This is a genomic window from Pantoea sp. sgz302252 (genome assembly GCF_047713085.1).
In the GTDB taxonomy this organism is placed as follows: Bacteria; Pseudomonadota; Gammaproteobacteria; order Enterobacterales; family Enterobacteriaceae; genus Scandinavium.
Genome location: NZ_JBLFJW010000005.1, coordinates 137,044 through 156,458 on the forward strand (window position 1 = coordinate 137,044; position 19,415 = coordinate 156,458).

Sequence of the window (19,415 nt, forward strand, 5' to 3'; positions counted from 1 at the left end):
AAAAATATCCCCAGTTACCAGAGAATATGAGAAAGGTGACTTCCCTCAAGCCGGGGGAAGTTGCCTTTCTTTTTTTTTGCCTAAAGGATTTTGGAGCCCATTATGTCTGTTGAATCTTTAAACGCATTTTCCATGGATTTCTTCTCGCTCAAAGGTAAAACCGCCATTGTCACCGGAGGCAACAGCGGGCTGGGCCAGGCTTTTGCCATGGCGCTGGCGAAAGCAGGGGCTAATCTGTTCATCCCAAGCTTCATCAAGGACAACGGCGAAACCCGCGAACTGATTGAGCAGCAGGGCGTTCAGGTCGAGTTCATGCAGGTGGATATCACTGCCAAAGGCGCACCGCGAGACATCATTGCCACTTGTTGCGAACGTTTTGGTGGCGTCGACATTCTGGTCAACAACGCCGGGATTTGTAAGCTGAACAAGGTGCTGGATTTTGGTCGTGCCGACTGGGACCCGATGATTGACGTCAACCTGACTGCCGCTTTTGAATTAAGTCATGAAGCCGCAAAAATTATGATCCCGCAAAAGCACGGGAAAATTATCAACATCTGCTCGTTATTTTCTTATTTAGGTGGGCAGTGGTCACCGGCTTATTCTGCCACTAAACATGCGTTGGCAGGTTTTACGAAAGCCTATTGCGATGAGTTGGGGCAATACAATATTCAGGTCAATGGTATTGCGCCTGGTTATTATGCAACCGATATCACTTTAGCGACTCGCAGTAATCCAGAAACAAATCAGCGCGTGTTAGATCATATTCCAGCTAATCGCTGGGGTGATACTCAGGATTTAATGGGCGCAATGGTATTTCTTTCCAGTCGCGCCTCTGATTATGTGAATGGTCATTTATTGGTCGTTGACGGCGGATATTTGGTTCGTTAATGACGGTAAGTCTTATTTCTATTGTTAGTTGAACAGGTGGTTCCTGCAATTTTCTACACTTACATCAGAAAGGAAACGTTATGTCTTTATCCCGCGAAGCCATTGTTGAACAGGTCAAAGAGATCGTTGGTCCCGCCCGTGTGGTCACTGACGAAACTGTCTTGAAGAAAAACAGCTATGACCGTTTCAGGAAGTACGCTGATATTCACGGTGTTTATACATTACCGCTGCCGGCGGCGGTGGTGAAACTTGGTTCAACCGAGCAAGTTGCGCAAGTGCTGGCATTTATGAACCAGCACAAGATTGCCGCAGTGCCCAGAACGGGCGCGTCTGCCACAGAAGGTGGGCTGGAAACAGTCGTCAAAGACACGCTGGTGCTCGATGGTTCCGGGATGAACAAGATAATCGACATCGACATCGAGAACATGCAGGCGACTGCCCAGTGCGGCGTGCCGCTGGAGATCCTGGAGAACGCGCTGCGTGCCAAAGGCTACACCACCGGGCACTCGCCGCAGTCAAAGCCGCTGGCACAGATGGGCGGTTTAGTCGCCACTCGCAGCATCGGTCAGTTCTCCACGCTGTATGGCGCGATTGAAGATATGGTGGTTGGCCTGGAGGCCGTGCTGCCAGACGGCACTGTCACTCGTATCAAGAACGTACCGCGTCGTGCGGCCGGGCCGGACATTCGTCACATCATCATCGGTAACGAAGGTGCTTTGTGCTACATCACTGAAGTCACGGTGAAAATCTTCAAATACACCCCAGAAAACAACCTCTTCTACGGCTACATTCTTGATGAGATGAAGACCGGGTTCGAGATCCTGCGCGAAGTGATGGTTGAGGGTTATCGCCCGTCGATTGCTCGTCTGTATGACGCGGAAGATGGCACTCAGCACTTTACCCATTTTGCGGAGGGCAAATGCGTGCTGATTTTCATGGCTGAAGGGAATACACGTATGGCGCGTGCGACCGGCGAAGGCATTGCCGAGATCGTAGCTCGCTACCCGCAGTGCACGCGTGTTGACAGCAAGCTGATTGAAAACTGGTTCAATCATCTCAACTGGGGGCCGGACAAAGTGGCGGCTGAACGCGTGCAAATCCTCAAAACCGGCAACATGGGCTTCACCACAGAAGTGTCCGGCGACTGGAGCAGCATCAACGAAATCTACGAGCGCGTGATCCACCGTATTCGGACGGAGTTCCCGCACGCAGATGACATCACCATGCTCGGCGGACACTCTTCCCACAGCTACATCAACGGCACCAACATGTACTTCGTCTATGACTACAACGTGGTGGACTGCAAGCCAGAAGAAGAAATCGACAAGTACCACAACCCGCTGAACAAAATCATCTGCGAAGAAACCATTCGCCTTGGCGGCTCAATGGTGCACCACCACGGTATCGGCAAGCACCGCGTGCACTGGGCGAAAGCCGAGCACGGCAGTGCCTGGGCATTGCTGGAAGGGCTGAAAAAGCAGTTTGATCCGAACGGCATCATGAACCCAGGCACTATTTATCCGATTGAAAAATAATCCTCACCACGGCTTCCCTTCGCGGGGAGCCGTTCTCTTTTTTAAGGGGGAGCCATGAGCGCGTCACCTGTTCGAATGGACGATCTGCCGCTAACCCGATTTCACTGGCGAATTGCCGGGCTGACCTTTGGCGCTCACCTCACTGATGGCTACGTGCTCGGCGTCATCGGCTACGCGATTATCCCGCTTCAGTCGCAAATGCAACTGACTCCGCTACTGGAAGGGTTGATTGGCGGATCGGCTCTGTTTGGCTTGTTTCTCGGCAGCCTGATCCTGGGCTGGATCTCAGACCATATTGGTCGTCAGCGTATCTTCACGTTCAGCTTCCTGCTGATCACGCTGGCCTCTTTTTTACAGTTCTTTGTGACCTCACCAGAACAGCTTATCTTCCTGCGTGTCCTGATAGGTTTTGGCCTTGGCGGTGACTATTCCGTTGGTCATACGCTGCTGGCCGAGTTCTCCCCAAAACGTTTTCGCGGCATGCTGCTAGGGGCGTTCAGCGTGGTATGGACGTTTGGCTATGTGCTGGCGAGCGTGGCCGGGCATCACTGGATTAACAGTGATTCTGAAGCCTGGCGCTGGCTGCTGGCTTCTGCGGCATTGCCTGCGTTGGCCATCACGTTACTGCGAATGGGCACGCCGGAATCGCCACGCTGGCTGATGCGTCAGGGGCGAATTACCGAAGCGCACGCTGTCGTGCGACGCTTCCTTGGGGCGAATGTCTTGCCTGGGGATGAAATATCTGGGGTGACAACACGCCGTTTCAGCACGCTCTTTTCAGCCCGTTACTGGCGAAGGACGGCATTCAACAGCCTGTTCTTTATCTGTCTGGTGGTGCCGTGGTTTGTGATTTACACCTGGCTACCGTCTATTGCCCGGACTATCGGGCTGGAAGATGCGCTGACCGCGAGCCTTATTCTTAACAGCCTGCTAATTGTCGGCGCGCTGTTTGGCCTGGTGCTGACCTGGTGGCTGTCTCGCCGCCAGTTTTTGATAGGCAGTTTTCTGCTGTTGGCCACCGTGCTGACGGCGCTGGCGTTTACACCTGCCAGTAACAGTGCGCTGATCCTGCTGCTGTTCGTGCTGTTCAGCATGACTATCTCGGCGGCGAGTAATCTGGTGGGCATTCTGCCTGCTGAAAGCTTCCCGACAGATATTCGCTCGCTCGGCGTTGGGTTTGCGACTGCCATGAGCCGCCTTGGCGCAGCCATCGGTACGGGGCTTCTGCCCGTTGCGCTTACCGCCTGGGGCATGAGAAGCACTCTTTTGATGCTGGTGGCGGTGCTGATTATCGGACTGATTGTTTCGCTGCTCTGGGCGCCGGAAACCAAAAACTTGTCGCTGGTGGAGGCAGCGGATTTACCGCCAAAGCCACAGGGAAAGATCAATGAACATTCTGTTGGCGTTTAAAGCCGAACCGGATCTGGCGATGCTGGCGGAAGCCGACTGGCAGGCGGCAGCGCAAGGTATTTCGGGGCCGGACCCGGCGTTAATGCGAGTGGCGATCGGCAATGACGAACAGGGCGCTGCAGAACTAATGCTCCAGGCGCGCGATACCGACCCGTCCTTAACGCTGAATGCCGTCACACTGGGCGATACACGTGCACTTCCAATGTTACGGCAACTTGCGGCGCTTGGATTTGACGATCTCACGTTGCTACAGGCTGAACAGGATCTCCGATTTTCCGCCGCTTTCGTCGCGGAGCAGCTGGCAAATCACGCCCGGAAAACAGAGGCGGGGTTAGTGTTGCTCGGTACACAAAGTAGTGAAGGGCAAAACGGACAGACTGGCTGGCTGCTGGCAGAAATGCTGGGCTGGCCGTGTCTGTCGCAAGTGAGTGGGCTCAGCCCTGCAGAACAAGGATTTGTGGCCGAGTGTGAAGATACAGAGCAGCGCAGCCTTTGGCAGGTGAGGAAACCGACGGTACTGATCGTGCAAAATCGTGGGCAACTGGCGTTGAGAGTACCGGGCATGAGAGCCAAAATGGCTGCCGCAAAAGCAGACATCAGGCAACAGACCTGCCAGCCCTTGCAGCCTGATTTACTCTCCTGCAAGGCCTTAGCTCGCAGCATCCAGCACCGTGAAGGAGAGCTTATCAAAGAGCAAACACCACAAGACGCGGCCCGGCGTTTATGGCGTGATTATCTCGCCGCAAGGAGGTTGTCATGAAAATCGCTCTGGTGCTGCTCAACGCAGAGGAACAGCCAAAGTTTGCCAATTTTATGGCCGATAATTCGCTGACAGAATCCCACATTACCTGCTGGCGAATACCGAATAACAAGGCATCGAGTGAAGCGATGCTGGCTGCATTAGCGGCGAAATATAGGGCCTCTCCCGTGGATATTCTTCTGTTCCCTTCGACGATAAAAGGTGACGAGCTTGCCACGCGGCTGGCCTGGCGTCTTAAAGGAAACGCGGTTTGTCAGGCGCTCACTTGCGATGTGACACAGAAGACGGTGACCAAAGCCGCGTACGGAAATGGGCTCTTAGCCACACTTAGCGTGCAGCGTTTCCCGCTTTGCTTGTCGCTGTCTCGCCAGCTACCGCAGCAAGATGTCGTTCTTTCGTTGCAACCAGAAGAGTGCGATCTTGAAATTGTTCCTCAGCCCGGGGAATTGCCTTCCCCGCAAATCCTCAGTCAATCACAGCATCCGCTGCAAACGGCCAAATGGGTGATGGCGAGCGGACTGGGTGCTAGCGGCGACGCTTTCCAACCGCTGGCTGCGGCACTTGGTGCGGAACAGGGCTTCACGCGGCAACGGGTGATGGCGGGAGGCTGTGATGAACAGCGAATGATCGGCATTTCCGGGCAGAGTGTTGCGCCTGACGTTTGTCTGGTCGTGGGCGCTTCCGGTGCATCAGCTTTTATGGCTGGTGTGCAGCAAAGCCGTCTGATTGTTGCCATCAACAACGATCCCGCCGCGCCAGTTTTTGCCGCGGCGGATGTGGGCATTGTCGGGGATGCCGAGGAAGTGCTTACAGAGCTTGTGCAGTGCGCCGGGCAGGATTAATTCAGCTTTTTGGCCAACTTCCAGACGTCGATATTGGTTGTCGACAACGCTGCTACTCCGGCGGCAATCGCGTTACGGGCATCTTCTTCATCGCAGACCAGGCCGCCTGCAATCAGCGGCTGGCGTACTTTCTCCGTTACCCAGTTCAGCACTTTCGGCATGCAGCCTGGTAAGATTTCAATGCAGTCGGCGTTCGACTGTGCGACCTGCTTATCGATATTGTGGAAGGAAATGGAATCGACGATAAACAAGCGATGGATGCAGAAATACCCCTCAGCCCTGGCGGCTTTCAGCATGTTCGGCTTGGTGCTGATTATGCCGTCTGCCTGGGTCACCAGTTTCAAAAACTGAATCACCACCTCTTTATTGGACGCGCCTTCCAGTAAATCGACGTGGATGAAGCAGAATTTCCCCGCCTGTTTGATCTTCTGCACAATCCCGGTGATGGTGCAGATGTTGCCGTACAGCACCGAAATAAACTGGCAATCGGACTCAATCGCCAGCTGCAGGCTGGCATTATCTTTGACCGCGGCGATCACCGGGTTTTGTCTCAGCAGGTGAAGTAAAGGCACACAGACATCCTTACAGTGGTTAACCAAAACGCAGGGTGATCCCCGCGCCAGAAGAGGGATATTGCCAGTCGTCCAGCAGGTCTTGCCCGGCAATCAGTCGACAGCAGCCACATTCCAGACAGCCCTGAAAATGCACATTTACCCTGCCATTGGCATCTCGCTTAAACAACCCGGCGGGGCAGATTTTTTCCAGCAACGCACATTGCTCGTCGCTCAGCGATTCTTGAACCGCGATATGCGGGGTCTTCGCCGGGCGATAACAATTTCTGGTAAGGCTTTCGTTTACAGACATTTCAGGCTCCTCACAATATCGGCCCCTAATCGCAGCGGGCCGAAGCGACGGCTTTGACGCAATAGCGTTCGCCACACCGCCGGGTTCGCTTCGGCTTCTGCCCTCGTCATTTCTTGCAACACTGCCTGAGTGAACGTGGGCCACTGGCGGTACCAGCTTTCCCGCTGGAGAAGAGCCGGAACGTGTCGATAACGCTGAAGTTGCTGCCAAAGCGCACTGCGAGTGAGATGCTGATTGTAGAGTTGATGCAGAGGTTTTCCCGGCGACTGAAAGTGTGTGATAAGCGTTTCGGCAGCGGCTTTGGCATTCAGCATCGCCATGTCCATTCCGCGGATCGTTACGCCAGTATTGATACAAGTGCGAAGCGTATCCCCCACCAGAAGCCAGCCTTCCCCGGCACGTTGCAGTGGCATACTGTTCAGGCCACCTTCGGGCACCAGATGTGCGCCATACTCCAGCGTTTCAGCCTCGCGCACTAACGGCCGAATAGAAGGGTGATTTTTCAGTTTCGCCAGTAAGGCAGAGGCTTCACCCGGGCCATTGCGCAGCGAAGTGAGCGGCACGACTACACCCAGCGACAGCGTCTGTTTGTTGGTATACAGAAAAGCGCCAGCCGGTTTGGTGCCGCAGACTTGCCCGCTGAACAGCCAGGCCGTGCCTTGATTGGCTTCCAGGTGAAAACGTTCATTGATTCGACCGGCTTCCAGCGACAGCGTTTCTTTAATGCCCAGCGCCATGCTGTGCAGTTCAGGCCGCGGAACAAACCCCTGTTGCTCGGCAAGCAGGCTGTTAGCGCCTTCGGCCAGAACCACAACCCTGGCTCTGATCATTTCGCCTTCACACACCACGCCTGCAACCCGTCCATTTTCACGATACAGTGATTCAACCGTCACGCCGCATAAAAGCTGCGCGCCTGCGGATTCAGCCTGAGCCGCAAGCCACGGATCGAAACGGGCCCGAAGGATACTCCAGGAAGGGCTTACCGGATTTTGTCCACCAAGCGTGGTTCCGCCATCGGCGGTCAAAAGCGTGAAGTTTTCGCGAGTGATAGTGCGCTCAAGCGGGGCGTGTTGCTGAAAATCAGGAAGGATGTCGGCGAGGGCATAACCATACAGTCTGCCGCCAGAGAGGTTTTTGCTGCCCGGTTGTTCGCCGCGTTCCAGCAGCAGAACCGACAACCCGGCACGGGCACAAAGCAGGGCGCAGGTGGAACCTGCTATTCCTGCGCCGATAATAATAACGTCGAAATCGTCCGCCACCTTGCGCTCCTTTTCCTCAGAGCGCACACCCTACCATGGCGGGTTTAAAGGGTGTTTGACCGCTGCCGCAAAGGCAACAATCACTCGCCGCGATAAATGCAGCCAGCGGTGCAGGTCTCTTTAATCATCACCGCGCTCAGCAGTGGAACCAGCGGTTTGATTTCATTCCAAATCCACTTTGCCAGCACTTCACTGGTTGGGTTTTCAAGACCCGGAATATCGTTCAGATAGAAGTGATCCAGACGATCGTAGGTCGGTTTGAAGGCGGCCTTCAGCTCAGCAAAGTCCATGATCCAGCCTGTATGCGGGTCGACCTCGCCGGTAATTTCCAGACGCACCATAAAGGAGTGTCCGTGCAGGCGACCGCACTTGTGGCCTTCCGGCACGTGCGGCAGGTGGTGAGCAGCTTCAAACATAAAATCTTTAAACAGGGTGGTGGACATCATGAACTCTCGAAAAATGCGGAAAAAACCGGCGAATCTTACCGCAAAGGGCGTTTTTTCGCATTAACTAAAACCGCCATTAAAACGAGCACCGCGATGGGAGGCGAGTATTCCCTGAAAAACAGAGAAATATCATAGAGATAATTAACCAGTTTTGCCGATAAAGCTGATAGCTAAAACAGGTTAGTCCATTTGGTTATTTATTATTTCCAACCCTTCTTTAATTGTTATTATTCCTGCCGTTAACCTTACTGTTACTTGAGTTATTACGCTAAAAATTGGCTCTGCTACTGGAACATAACAACGCATGACGACACAGGCCCCACCTTCCGCTTTGCTACCGTTAAACCCGGAGCAACTGGCACGCCTGCAGGCGGCCACGACCGATCTTTCACCGACGCAGCTTGCGTGGGTCTCCGGCTATTTCTGGGGCATGCTGAATCAGCAGCCCGGCGCAACCGTGGCGGCAACGCCTGCGGCGGTTGAAGCGCCGGCTATCACGCTGATTTCTGCTTCACAAACCGGCAATGCTCGCCGCGTGGCAGAACAGCTTCGCGATGATTTGCTGGCGGCCAAACTTAACGTCAAGCTGGTGAATGCGGGCGACTACAAATTCAAACAAATCGCTCAGGAAAAACTGCTGGTGGTGGTGACGTCGACTCAGGGCGAAGGTGAGCCGCCGGAAGAAGCCGTTGCGTTGCATAAGTTCCTGTTCTCGAAAAAAGCACCGAAACTGAACGGCACCGCATTTGCGGTTTTTGGTCTCGGCGATACGTCCTATGAATTCTTCTGTCAGTCCGGCAAAGACTTCGACAGCAAACTGGCTGAACTGGGCGCAGAACGCCTGTTGGATCGCGTAGATACCGACGTTGAATACCAGACGGCGGCGGCAGAATGGCGCGAACGCATTGTTGATGTGCTGAAAGCGCGTGCGCCAAAAGAGACGTCTGCTCAGGCTGCACTGACGGCAGCAGGCGTGGTGAATGAAGTTCACTCCAGCCCGTACACCAAAGAAGCACCGCTGACCGCGACGCTTTCTGTGAATCAAAAAATCACCGGCCGTGATTCCGAAAAAGACGTGCGTCACATCGAAATCGATCTGGCCGACTCAGGTCTGCGTTATCAGCCAGGCGATGCGCTGGGCGTCTGGTATCAGAATGATGCCGCGCTGGTTCAGGAACTGGTCGAACTGCTGTGGCTGAAAGGCACCGAATCCGTCACCGTTCACGATAAAGCAATGCCGCTGAGTGAAGCGCTGGAATGGCATCTCGAATTGACGGTCAACACCGGCAATATCGTGGAAAATTACGCCACGCTGACCCGCAGCGAATCATTGTTGCCACTGGTGGGCGATAAGGCGAAATTGCAGCACTACGCCGCGACGACGCCGATTGTGGATATGGTGCGTTTCTCACCGGCACAGCTGGATGCACAAGCGTTGGTGGATTTACTGCGCCCGCTGACGCCACGCCTTTATTCCATCGCCTCTTCTCAGGCTGAAGTGGAAACCGAAGTTCACGTGACCGTCGGCGTTGTGCGTTACGACATCGAAGGCCGTGCGCGTACAGGTGGTGCTTCCAGCTTCCTCGCCGATCGCGTGGAAGAAGACGGCGAAGTGCGCGTGTTCATCGAGCATAACGATAACTTCCGTTTGCCAGCGAACCCGCAAACGCCGGTCATCATGATTGGCCCTGGCACCGGGATTGCACCGTTCCGTGCGTTCATGCAGCAGCGTGCCGCAGACGGCGCGGAAGGAAAAAACTGGTTGTTCTTCGGCAACCCGCATTTCACCGACGACTTCCTGTATCAGGTGGAATGGCAGCGTCTGGTCAAAGACGGCGTGCTGAGCAACATCTCTCTGGCCTGGTCCAGAGATCAAAAAGAAAAAATCTACGTACAAGACAAACTGCGCGAACAGGGCGCAGAGCTGTGGCGCTGGATCAATGACGGTGCCCACATTTATGTCTGTGGCGACGCTAATCGCATGGCGAAAGATGTCGAGCAGGCGTTACTGGAAGTGATTGCTGAATTTGGTGCGATGGACGCCGAAGCGGCAGACGATTATTTAAGTGAGCTGCGCGTAGAGCGCCGTTATCAGCGAGATGTCTACTAATGAGCGAAAAACACCCAGGCCCTTTAGTGGTCGAAGGCAAGCTGTCAGACGCTGAACGTCTGAAAAAAGAGAGCAATTATCTGCGCGGAACCATCGCGGAAGATTTGCATGACGGCCTGACCGGCGGCTTCAATGGCGATAACTTCCTGCTGATCCGTTTCCACGGCATGTACCAGCAGGATGACCGTGATATTCGCGCTGAGCGTGCAGAGCAAAAACTCGAACCACGTCATGCCATGATGCTGCGCTGCCGTTTGCCGGGCGGGATTATCACCACCAAACAGTGGCAGGCGATCGATAAATTTGCTGAGAACAACACGATCTACGGCAGCATTCGCCTGACCAACCGTCAGACGTTCCAGTTCCACGGCATTCTGAAAAAGAACGTTAAACCTGCGCACCAGATGCTGCATGAAGTTGGCCTGGACGCGCTGGCCACCGCGAATGACGTGAACCGTAATGTGCTTTGTACCTCGAACCCGGTGGAGTCTGAACTGCACGCCGAAGCGTACGAGTGGGCGAAGAAGCTCTCTGAGCATCTGCTGCCACGCACTCGCGCCTATGCAGAGATCTGGCACGATCAGGAAAAAGTGGCGACAACCGACGAAGAGCCGATCCTGGGCGAAACCTATCTGCCGCGTAAGTTTAAAACGACGGTTGTGATCCCTCCGCAGAACGATGTGGATTTGCATGCCAACGACATGAACTTTGTCGCGGTCGCCGAGAACGGCAAACTGGTAGGCTTCAACCTGCTGGTGGGCGGCGGGTTATCTATCGATCACGGTAATAAGAAAACGTATGCCCGCACGGCGAGCGAATTTGGTTTCCTGCCGCTGGAACACACGCTTGCCGTGGCGGAAGCGGTGGTCACCACGCAGCGTGACTGGGGCAACCGTACCGATCGTAAAAATGCCAAAACCAAATACACCCTTGAGCGCGTCGGTGTAGATGTGTTCAAAGCGGAAGTAGAACGTCGCGCAGGCATGACCTTCGCCCCGATTCGCCCGTATGAATTTACCGGACGCGGCGATCGCATCGGCTGGGTCAAAGGCATCGACAGCAAATGGCACCTGACGTTGTTCATCGAGAACGGCCGTATTCTGGATTATCCGGGCCGTCCGCTGAAAACCGGTCTGCTGGAGATAGCAAAGATCCACAAAGGCGATTTCCGCCTGACCGCGAACCAGAACCTGATTATTGCCGGCGTGCCGGAAAGCCAGAAAGCGAAGATTGAAAAACTCGCGCAAGAGCATGGGTTAATGAACGCAGTGAAGCCGCAGCGTGAAAACTCAATGGCCTGTGTGGCTTTCCCAACCTGCCCACTGGCCATGGCCGAAGCTGAGCGTTTCCTGCCATCGTTTATCGACAAAGTGGAAGCGGTCATGGAACGTCACGGCGTGGGCGAAGAGCACATAGTTCTGCGTGTAACCGGCTGCCCGAATGGCTGTGGCCGTGCGCTGTTGGCAGAGTTAGGCTTGGTAGGCAAAGCGCCAGGTCGCTACAACCTGCACCTGGGCGGCAACCGCATGGGCACACGCATTCCGCGTATGTACCGAGAGAACATCACCGAGTCTGAGATTCTGGATTCCGTGGACGAGCTGGTAGGCCGCTGGGCGAAAGAACGTGAAGCTAATGAAGGCTTCGGCGATTTCACCGTGCGTGCAGGGATTGTGCGTCCTGTGCTCGATCCGGCTCGCGATTTCTGGGAATAACGTGATAACGCCGGATGGCGCTAACGCTTATCCGGCCTACAAAGCACGTAGGCCGGGCAAACGCAGTGCCGCCCGGCATCATCAGGCTTGAGAGGTAACCATGTCATTACTCAATCTGAACGCCTTAAACGAACTGCCGAAAGTTGACCGCGTGCTGCAACTGGCGGAAACCAACGCTCAACTGGAAAAGCTTAGCGCCGAAGAACGCGTTGCCTGGGCGCTGGAAAATCTGCCCGGCGAGTATGTGCTCTCTTCAAGCTTTGGGATTCAGGCGGCGGTGAGTCTGCATCTGGTTAATCAGGTCAGCCCGGGTATTCCGGTTATCCTTACCGATACCGGCTATTTATTCCCGGAGACTTATCAGTTTATCGATGAGCTGACCGACAAGCTGAAGCTGAACCTGAAGATTTATCGTGCCGAGCAGAGTCCGGCGTGGCAGGAAGCGCGTTACGGTAAGCTGTGGGAGCAGGGCGTTGAAGGCATTGAGAAATACAATGACATCAACAAAGTCGAACCGATGAACCGGGCGCTGAAAGAGTTGAAAGCGCAAACCTGGTTTGCTGGTCTGCGCCGTGAACAATCCGGCAGCCGCGCCACGCTTCCGGTACTGGCTGTGCAGCGTGAAGTTTTCAAAGTGCTGCCGATTATCGACTGGGACAACCGCACGGTGTACCAGTACCTGCAAAAGCATGGCCTGAAATACCATCCGCTCTGGGATCAGGGCTATTTGTCTGTGGGCGATACGCACACCACTAAAAAATGGGAACCTGGCATGGCCGAAGAAGAAACTCGTTTCTTTGGCTTAAAACGCGAATGCGGGCTGCACGAAGGGTAAGTAACTTTTTTCAGGCGGAGCGTTTGCTTCGCCTTTTTAATGTGTTCTCCACGTCAGTAGGGCAAAGCAGATAAAGCGATTTCCCCTTCCTCCCTCTTCCCGAATGACGAGATGCCGTAGAAAAAATACGTTCAATAATCATATCAGCTCTTTAATTTTTACTTCTTATTTATAGATGAATGTAATTAAATGTTATGAATTATTAATTGTTCAGATGGGGTGAAAATATCCATCATATATGATGTATTTGTTATGCGAACTGGGGAGATCTTTTACAAGGTTGGTTTGATTAATTCTCATCAATTTGATCCAAATCGTAAAATTGTAAATGCGATGAGCTTGTTTCTTGTGCGGTGGAGTATCATTTTCTGCGTTTAAAACTCCACGGATATCAATAATGATCGGCGATGTACCTGATTACCTTTGTTACTGGGGGAAAACCAGTGATTCCTCTTTACAGGAAAGTAGAGACTGGCATTTACTGGCATATCATTGTCTTGATGTCGCTGCTTGTGGATATTTGATTGTTGAGCGGAATATATATTGCGCAAAAAATTCATTATATGAATGTGGTTTAGGTGATGACGAAATTCCTGTATGGATTGCCTGGCTGTTTGCTACGCATGATATCGGAAAATTTGCGCGAGGCTTTCAGCGACTGGTGGAATTCACTGACTCACCTTTAGTGCCTCCGGTCAATGGGGTAAATGCTTTTGCTCGTCACGATTCGCTGGGAATGTATTTATGGCAAAAATTATACCGTGGCTGGTTGGCGGGAAAGAATAATATTCTTCCTGATATCCCTCCTGAAGAACGCGATGAGTATGAAGACGCATTGCATTCCTGGATGTCAGTCAGCACAGGGCACCACGGATTACCTCCCGATAACAGCAATAAAAAAATACCCCTGGCATTTTGTGATGATGATATTGCGGCGGCGGAACATTTCATGGAAGACCTGAGTCAGTTATTTCCAATAAAAATACCGGCACAGTGGAAAGATAAAAACGGAAGGAAAAATATCCGTCAGCAAAGCTGGTTTTTTGCCGGGCTGATGACGTTATGCGACTGGATGGGATCGGATCAAACGCTATTTCCTGTCGTCAGTACGCCAATGCCATTGCCAGAATACTGGCCTCTTGCCTGTGAAAGGGCGCAACGTGCGCTATCAGCTATTCCTTCCCCCTCGGAACCCAATCCCTATTCAGGTTATCAGACACTGTTTCCATTCATTCGTCAGCTAACGCCTCTTCAGCAACGTGCGACGACCCTGGATATCTCCTCGCCGGGTCCTCAGTTGATTATCCTGGAAGATGTCACCGGTGCGGGGAAAACGGAAGCCGCGTTAATCCTCGCGCATCGGCTGTTATCTGCGGGAAAAGGACAGGGGCTGTATGTCGGTTTGCCGGGGATGGCGACCGCCAATGCGATGTACCAGCGGCTGCAGAAAGCGTATCGACAATTGTTCAGTGAGGAATCACAGCCCTCGTTGATTCTGGCACACAGCGGCCGGGAAATGTCAGAGGCCTTTCGTCAATCCATCTGGCAACCGTCAGCGACTGATGCGCAACCCTATTCCGCCAGCGAGGCCACTGCCTCCGGTCAGTGCCACGCCTGGTATGCCGATTCGCGCAAAAAAGCGTTACTCGCTGAAATGGGCGTGGGCACACTCGATCAGCTCCTGATGGCGGTCATGCCTTTTCGTCATCAGTCACTGCGTTTACTGGGCATGCGTGACAAAGTGCTGCTGCTGGACGAAGTCCATGCCTACGATAGCTACATGGTCAGGCTGCTGGAAGGATTGCTCCATTTTCATGCGGCTCAGGGCGGTAGCGCAATTATCCTCAGTGCAACGTTGCCGGCTTCATTACGGGAAAAACTGCTTGCTGCTTTTAACGATGGCGCAGGTTTTCCCCCTCAAACGCCCGATGAAGCCGATTACCCCTGGTTAAGTCATCTCAGTGCCGCTGGGCTATATGAGCAACCACTTCCTACCAGACCCGAGGTTCAGCGCACGGTAGCGGTGAATGCCCTTGTCGAGCCTTCTGACGCCATGGCGTTAATTCATCAGGCCGTCGCTGCGGGTCAGTGTATTTGCTGGATCCGTAACACGGTAGATGAAGCGCTGGACATCTATCAGCAGCTGCTCGCGGCCGGGACGCTTCCGGCAGCCGATATTTTGTTGTTTCACAGCCGTTTTGCCTTTGCCGATCGTCTGGCAATAGAAGAGAAAACCCTCAACTGGTTTGGTAAAGATGCTCCTCCTGTGTCGCGCAAAGGCAAAGTGCTGATCGCCACTCAGGTGGTGGAGCAATCGCTTGATGTAGATTTCGACTGGATGATTTCCGATCTCGCGCCCATCGATCTGCTTATCCAGCGTGCCGGGCGGTTGCAACGTCATATTCGCGATGCTGAAGGCAACCCCAAATCTCAGCTTCCCGACGAACGTCAGCCGCCGGTATTGCATCTTTATGGTCCGCAATGGCAGGAAGATGCTCACCCTGAAGAGTATGCCAAAGCGCTGAAGGGAACAGGCTATATCTACCCCGATCACGGCTGTTTGTGGCGCACTCAGGCGCTGCTGCGTCAGGTGGGAGAAATCCGTATGCCGGAAGGGGCAAGAACGCTGGTCGACGGCGTCTATGAGCAGAAAATTGCTGCGCCAGCAGGATTACAAACAGTTTCCGATCTGGCGTTTGGTCAGGATTTATCCCGCCGTTCGGTGGCCGCACAAAATTTGCTCAGCCGAAATAAGGGCTATGACCGCGAGGCCAGCGATTTCTTGTGGAGTGAAGATCGGGAGTTTTCAACGCGTCTGGGCGAACCCAGTCTCGATGTCTATCTGGCGTGGCCAGATGGTGACGGAATATTGCAGCCCATCGTTCGCGAAGGCGATTTTCGCTGGGAGAAAAGCCGGATTTCGTTACGGGAATCCTGGTGGCGCAAACATCAGGCACAGCTTGAACAGCCGGAAGAAGAGCAACTGGCGCTGTTTCGTAAACAGCAGCATCGCCCTACGGCGCAGGTGGTGTTGGTGTCAGAACAAGGGGAAGCGGCGTATTACAGCAAGCGCTTTGGGTTGACTGGGTGATTATCCCCGCTGACGCGGGGAACTGAAAAGCACTTTCCTACGGTTCATCCCTATGATCATAAGGAACATGAAAATTGTAGCAGAATTCTTGATAAAGAATAATGAACTTAATTTTTTTCTAAAAGCACTTTCCTACTTAATTTGATTATTGTGTTTCATTAGTGGCTGTTGCATAGTTGACCAAGGAAGGGCCGATTTATCAGTAAAGGAGCCCCGGAAGAGGAGATTCCGTACTGAATCTGTATAAGTAACTGCGATCTAAAACGTCCAGGTTACCAGCTACTGAAAGGTATCTTTTATGACGATTTCTTTTGTGCTTAATCAGCCAGAAATGATCATGTTATTTGCATTTCTTCTGTCTGGCTTAAAGCGTCTATAACGTTTGGCTGGCCCAGATGGGCCAGCCCTACAGGAGTGAATTGAATGGATTTGATCACGGAAAGATGGCTGCCCGTTACGCTCACATCGGGTGAGCAAATCAAAATCTCTCTTTCTGAACTACTGGCTGACAACATTGTTGATGCTGCCTATCCCCGTGCCGATTTTCAGGGCGCAGCCTGGCAGATGCTTATCGGCATCATGCAATGCACGGTCGCACCGGAAGACAGGGGAGAGTGGAAGAGTGTATGGAAGAAGGGGATAGACGAATCGCAGTGGAAAAAGGCGCTGGGCGTTATTTCCTCTGCGCTGCAGTTTGGCGAACAGAAACCCTCGTTTTTGCAGAGTTTCGATGCACTGGACTGTGAGGCTGGTCCTGTCAGCGGGCTGCTGATTGACGCACCAGGCGGGAACGCCCTCAAGCTGAATAAAGATCATTTTGTTAAGCGTGGCAATACGGACAGGATCTGCCCTCATTGCGCCGTCATGGCGCTGTTTACCGTTCAGACTAACTCACCCGCAGGCGGTGCGGGATTTCGGGTCGGTATGCGCGGCGGTGGGCCGTTGACTACGCTGGTTGTCCCGCAGGATGAAGCCTCGGTTCCGCTGTGGAAGAAGCTGTGGCTTAACGTGTTAGTGCAGGAGACGGCCCTCACAACTGCACAGCTACCGCTGATTTTCCCATGGCTTGCGGCGACCAGAACCAGCGAAAAACCGGGCAACAGTGTAACGCCGGACAACGCCCATCCTCTTCAGGCTTATTGGGGCATGCCACGTCGCATTGAACTGGATTTTTCGTCAACCGAGCCCGGGCGTTGCTCGCTCTGCGGCGAGACACACGACAATCTGCTGATACAAATGCGCGGCAAAAACTATGGCGTTCAGTATGACAGTTGGCGGCATCCGTTTTCACCCTATCGGGCGGCGCTGAAAGATCCGTCCGCGCCCTGGCTGGCGCTAAAAGGGCAACCTGGCGGGCTAAGTTATAAAGACTGGATGGGCCTGCTGTGGGACAGCGAAGATAACTATAACAAAACGCAGCCTGCAAAAGTGGTCAGGGCCGCGAGCAGAGTCAGCGACACGCACCTGTGGTGTTTTGCCTATGACATGGATAATGCCAAGGCCCGCTGCTGGTATCAGCATCGTATCCCCATGATTAACACCTCCGTCCCTGAACTTTTCAATGGCGTGATGACGAGTGTGATTTCCACGGCATCTGATGCTCTCTTTGTGCTGAAAAAAGCGCTGAAAAGCGCCATGTTTGATGCGCCTTCAGAGGCAAAAGTGGATTTCAGCATGCGGGAGATTGCTTTCTGGCAGGAAACTGAACCGGCTTTTCGTCGGTTAGTGGCGGCACTGACAGCCGATCCTCATTGTGCTGAGCAAAAGACCCGCAAGGCGCTTCGCCTGTGGGACAGCGAGCTGCATCATTATGTGATTACCGCATTCGACCGTCAGATCCTCACGAATGCGGATTGCCCCGACAAAATTCTCATGCGCCAGCTCGACGCCCGTCGCGTGCTGGAGAGTGATTACAGCAAACTCAAGGCGCGCAAGGAATTACTCATGAGCGCAGAGGAAGATAAGGAAACCCGCCATGATTAACAGCAAAACCGATGCCCTGTTAAGACTGACCACGCCGGAAGTTCAGGATATTTTTTTTGAGTGGTTCAGCATTTTATCTGAGCGCTACTCTTCTCTTGATAACCAAAAAGTTAATGGCCGTGCCTGGCGTGCGGAGCTCAAACGGGCAGAAGCGCCGTATGGCGTCATGCTCTGTGAAGGCTATAACGCATTGACTCGCCGTGTGGCGGAAAAGATGACGCTCAGCGAAGTGGACAAAATGGCGCTGTCATTGTTTGTCAGCGTCGCTGTGCATATTAAACGTGATAACGCTGACCGCAGCTTTGCCGCCCAGCTTGGTGAAAAGCGTAACGGTAGCACGTCCTGCGTCTCTTCGCTGCGCTTTGAGCGGATGTTAAAAGCCCGTCAGCCTGACGATTTTTGCCGCCTGCTGATTCAGGCGGTCAGGATCCGCGACAAGGAAGGCTGCAATATTATCTGGCTTGCCGACAGCCTCTTTATCTGGATGAAAGAGTGGGCCGACCGTGAGGCCAATCTGCCTGAATCCAGCAACCCCTTTGAACGCAGCAACGTTCGCTGGGTCAATGAATATCTCTCTACTTCGCGCTAACTCGTTATTTAAAAAGGATCTCATTATGACGACATTTGTTCAGCTTCATTTTCTGACCGCTTATGCGCCTGCCAACCTTAACCGTGACGAATCCGGCCGCCCAAAAACGGCGTTTATGGGGGGCGTGGAGCGCCTGCGTGTCTCTTCGCAAAGTCTCAAGCGTGCATGGCGTGTTTCAGACGCTTTTTATGAGGCGGTGGATGAAAACATCGGTAAGCGTACTCGCCGAATCGGTCTTGACTATGTGTATAAGCCGATGACAACCGCGGGCATCGACAAAGACACGGCAAAAAGTGCAGCAGACGCTATCGCGGGCCATTTCGGGAAAGTGAAGAGTGACAAAAAAGCGCCGGTAGAAAAAAATCTGGAAACCGAGCAAATCGTGCATATCAGTAATCACGAAATCGCGTTGATTCAGGCGTTGGTCGCCACACTGATTAACGAAAACCGGGTACCAACAGAGGAAGAAGTCAAACTGCTGCGTAAAGAGCAGCACGCCGTGGATATGGCGATGTTTGGCCGCATGCTGGCTTCTTCGCCGGAGTTTAACGTGGAGGCGGCCTGTCAGGTTTCTCATGCGCTTGGGGTTAGCGCCGTCACCGTTGAATCAGACTTTTTTACGGCTGTCGACGATCTGAATAATAAAGAAGAGGACGCGGGTTCCGCGCATATGGGGGAACAGGGTTTTGCTTCTGCGCTATTTTACACCTATCTGTGCATTAACCGCTGCCTGCTGGTGGAAAACCTTGGCGGTGATGAAGCGCTGGCAAAACGCACGATCGCGGCGCTGACCCACACTGCGCTGACGGTTGCGCCTACGGGCAAGCAAAACAGCTTTGCCTCCCGCGCTTACGCATCTTATGCACTGGCGGAGATCGGTCAGCAGCAGCCGCGTTCTCTGGCCGCGGCGTTCTTCCAGCCGATTCGCGAAAGCCACCAGATTCAGGCGGCGATTGCGCGGCTGGAAGCGCAGCGCGACAACTTCGACACGGTATATGGCAAATGCGCTGACGCACACCAGTCATTTAACGTGGAGAAAGGGGAAGGTTCACTGGAAGCGTTGCTGGCTTTTGTGCGCCAGTAAGGACGGG

The 19,415-nt window shown here is 53.5% G+C and carries 15 protein-coding genes and 1 pseudogene; 12 read left to right on the forward strand and 4 right to left on the reverse strand.

Annotated features, from left to right (window positions below):
- The first annotated feature begins 102 nt into the window (after positions 1–102).
- From ACLW56_RS05810 to ACLW56_RS05830, 5 genes and pseudogenes are all read left to right on the forward strand, one after another.
- The gene (locus ACLW56_RS05810) at positions 103–888 is read left to right on the forward strand and encodes an SDR family oxidoreductase (RefSeq protein ID WP_330982858.1); all 786 of its coding nucleotides are present in this window, start codon (positions 103–105) and stop codon (positions 886–888) included.
- A gap of 80 nt (positions 889–968) precedes the next feature.
- Positions 969–2,423 carry an FAD-binding oxidoreductase gene (locus ACLW56_RS05815; RefSeq protein ID WP_330982859.1) on the forward strand — a complete coding sequence of 485 codons (1,455 nt, stop codon included), beginning with the start codon at positions 969–971 and terminating at the stop codon, positions 2,421–2,423.
- Between the two features lie 45 nt (positions 2,424–2,468).
- Positions 2,469–3,833 (forward strand): annotated as a pseudogene (locus ACLW56_RS05820) (MFS transporter); the annotation flags it as partial.
- Positions 3,811–4,593 (forward strand): electron transfer flavoprotein subunit beta/FixA family protein, encoded by a 783-nt coding sequence (locus tag ACLW56_RS05825; protein WP_330982861.1) that lies wholly within the window; start codon positions 3,811–3,813, stop codon positions 4,591–4,593. The pseudogene ACLW56_RS05820 and the gene ACLW56_RS05825, both read left to right, overlap by 23 nt.
- The gene (locus tag ACLW56_RS05830) at positions 4,590–5,435 is read left to right on the forward strand and encodes an electron transfer flavoprotein subunit alpha/FixB family protein (RefSeq protein ID WP_330982862.1); all 846 of its coding nucleotides are present in this window, start codon (positions 4,590–4,592) and stop codon (positions 5,433–5,435) included. Before ACLW56_RS05825 ends, ACLW56_RS05830 begins: the two co-directional genes overlap by 4 nt.
- Here ACLW56_RS05830 and ACLW56_RS05835 read toward each other — a convergent pair.
- From ACLW56_RS05835 to queD, 4 genes are all read right to left on the reverse strand, one after another.
- Complete coding sequence (locus ACLW56_RS05835; RefSeq protein WP_330982863.1) at positions 5,432–6,007, reverse strand: glycerol-3-phosphate responsive antiterminator; 576 nt, start codon at positions 6,005–6,007, stop codon at positions 5,432–5,434. The two genes, ACLW56_RS05830 and ACLW56_RS05835, sit on opposite strands and share 4 nt — an antisense overlap.
- Positions 6,008–6,026: 19 nt before the next feature.
- Positions 6,027–6,299, reverse strand: coding sequence for a ferredoxin family protein (locus ACLW56_RS05840; RefSeq protein ID WP_330982864.1), 273 nt, complete (start codon positions 6,297–6,299; stop codon positions 6,027–6,029).
- Positions 6,290–7,558: an FAD-dependent oxidoreductase gene (locus ACLW56_RS05845; protein WP_330982865.1), complete on the reverse strand. Its 1,269-nt coding sequence runs from the start codon at positions 7,556–7,558 to the stop codon at positions 6,290–6,292. Before ACLW56_RS05845 ends, ACLW56_RS05840 begins: the two co-directional genes overlap by 10 nt.
- An 80-nt stretch (positions 7,559–7,638) precedes the next feature.
- Complete coding sequence (queD, locus tag ACLW56_RS05850; protein WP_330982866.1) at positions 7,639–8,004, reverse strand: 6-carboxytetrahydropterin synthase QueD; 366 nt, start codon at positions 8,002–8,004, stop codon at positions 7,639–7,641.
- 304 nt (positions 8,005–8,308) lie between these two features.
- Here queD and cysJ point away from each other — a divergent pair, with 304 nt between their 5' ends.
- The 7 genes from cysJ (at position 8,309) to cas7e (ending at position 19,408) form a co-directional block, all read left to right on the forward strand.
- The gene (gene cysJ, locus ACLW56_RS05855; RefSeq protein WP_330982867.1) at positions 8,309–10,114 is read left to right on the forward strand and encodes an NADPH-dependent assimilatory sulfite reductase flavoprotein subunit; all 1,806 of its coding nucleotides are present in this window, start codon (positions 8,309–8,311) and stop codon (positions 10,112–10,114) included.
- On the forward strand, positions 10,114–11,826 hold the full coding sequence (gene cysI / locus ACLW56_RS05860) for an assimilatory sulfite reductase (NADPH) hemoprotein subunit (RefSeq protein WP_330982868.1): 1,713 nt from the start codon (positions 10,114–10,116) through the stop codon (positions 11,824–11,826). The genes cysJ and cysI overlap by 1 nt, the downstream gene beginning before the upstream one ends.
- A 100-nt stretch (positions 11,827–11,926) precedes the next feature.
- Positions 11,927–12,661: a phosphoadenosine phosphosulfate reductase gene (cysH, locus tag ACLW56_RS05865; protein ID WP_330982869.1), complete on the forward strand. Its 735-nt coding sequence runs from the start codon at positions 11,927–11,929 to the stop codon at positions 12,659–12,661.
- A gap of 397 nt (positions 12,662–13,058) precedes the next feature.
- The gene (gene cas3 / locus ACLW56_RS05870) at positions 13,059–15,752 is read left to right on the forward strand and encodes a CRISPR-associated helicase Cas3' (RefSeq protein ID WP_330982870.1); all 2,694 of its coding nucleotides are present in this window, start codon (positions 13,059–13,061) and stop codon (positions 15,750–15,752) included.
- A gap of 423 nt (positions 15,753–16,175) precedes the next feature.
- Positions 16,176–17,735 (forward strand): type I-E CRISPR-associated protein Cse1/CasA, encoded by a 1,560-nt coding sequence (casA, locus tag ACLW56_RS05875; RefSeq protein ID WP_330982871.1) that lies wholly within the window; start codon positions 16,176–16,178, stop codon positions 17,733–17,735.
- Positions 17,728–18,324, forward strand: coding sequence for a type I-E CRISPR-associated protein Cse2/CasB (gene casB / locus ACLW56_RS05880; RefSeq protein ID WP_330982872.1), 597 nt, complete (start codon positions 17,728–17,730; stop codon positions 18,322–18,324). Before casA ends, casB begins: the two co-directional genes overlap by 8 nt.
- A 25-nt stretch (positions 18,325–18,349) precedes the next feature.
- The gene (cas7e, locus tag ACLW56_RS05885; protein WP_330982873.1) at positions 18,350–19,408 is read left to right on the forward strand and encodes a type I-E CRISPR-associated protein Cas7/Cse4/CasC; all 1,059 of its coding nucleotides are present in this window, start codon (positions 18,350–18,352) and stop codon (positions 19,406–19,408) included.
- Positions 19,409–19,415 lie beyond the last annotated feature (7 nt).

What these genes read in the sequence shown, in the direction of transcription:
- cas7e (WP_330982873.1), top strand. Translation starts at nt 18,350, where the DNA reads ATGACGACATTTGTTCAGCTTCATTTTCTGACCGCTTATGCGCCTGCC.
- ACLW56_RS05825 (WP_330982861.1), top strand. Translation starts at nt 3,811, where the DNA reads ATGAACATTCTGTTGGCGTTTAAAGCCGAACCGGATCTGGCGATGCTG.
- ACLW56_RS05810 (WP_330982858.1), top strand. Translation starts at nt 103, where the DNA reads ATGTCTGTTGAATCTTTAAACGCATTTTCCATGGATTTCTTCTCGCTC.
- ACLW56_RS05815 (WP_330982859.1), top strand. Translation starts at nt 969, where the DNA reads ATGTCTTTATCCCGCGAAGCCATTGTTGAACAGGTCAAAGAGATCGTT.
- ACLW56_RS05830 (WP_330982862.1), top strand. Translation starts at nt 4,590, where the DNA reads ATGAAAATCGCTCTGGTGCTGCTCAACGCAGAGGAACAGCCAAAGTTT.
- cysH (WP_330982869.1), top strand. Translation starts at nt 11,927, where the DNA reads ATGTCATTACTCAATCTGAACGCCTTAAACGAACTGCCGAAAGTTGAC.
- casB (WP_330982872.1), top strand. Translation starts at nt 17,728, where the DNA reads ATGATTAACAGCAAAACCGATGCCCTGTTAAGACTGACCACGCCGGAA.
- cysJ (WP_330982867.1), top strand. Translation starts at nt 8,309, where the DNA reads ATGACGACACAGGCCCCACCTTCCGCTTTGCTACCGTTAAACCCGGAG.
- casA (WP_330982871.1), top strand. Translation starts at nt 16,176, where the DNA reads ATGGATTTGATCACGGAAAGATGGCTGCCCGTTACGCTCACATCGGGT.
- cas3 (WP_330982870.1), top strand. Translation starts at nt 13,059, where the DNA reads ATGATCGGCGATGTACCTGATTACCTTTGTTACTGGGGGAAAACCAGT.
- queD (WP_330982866.1), bottom strand. Translation starts at nt 8,004, where the DNA reads ATGATGTCCACCACCCTGTTTAAAGATTTTATGTTTGAAGCTGCTCAC.
- cysI (WP_330982868.1), top strand. Translation starts at nt 10,114, where the DNA reads ATGAGCGAAAAACACCCAGGCCCTTTAGTGGTCGAAGGCAAGCTGTCA.
- ACLW56_RS05840 (WP_330982864.1), bottom strand. Translation starts at nt 6,299, where the DNA reads ATGTCTGTAAACGAAAGCCTTACCAGAAATTGTTATCGCCCGGCGAAG.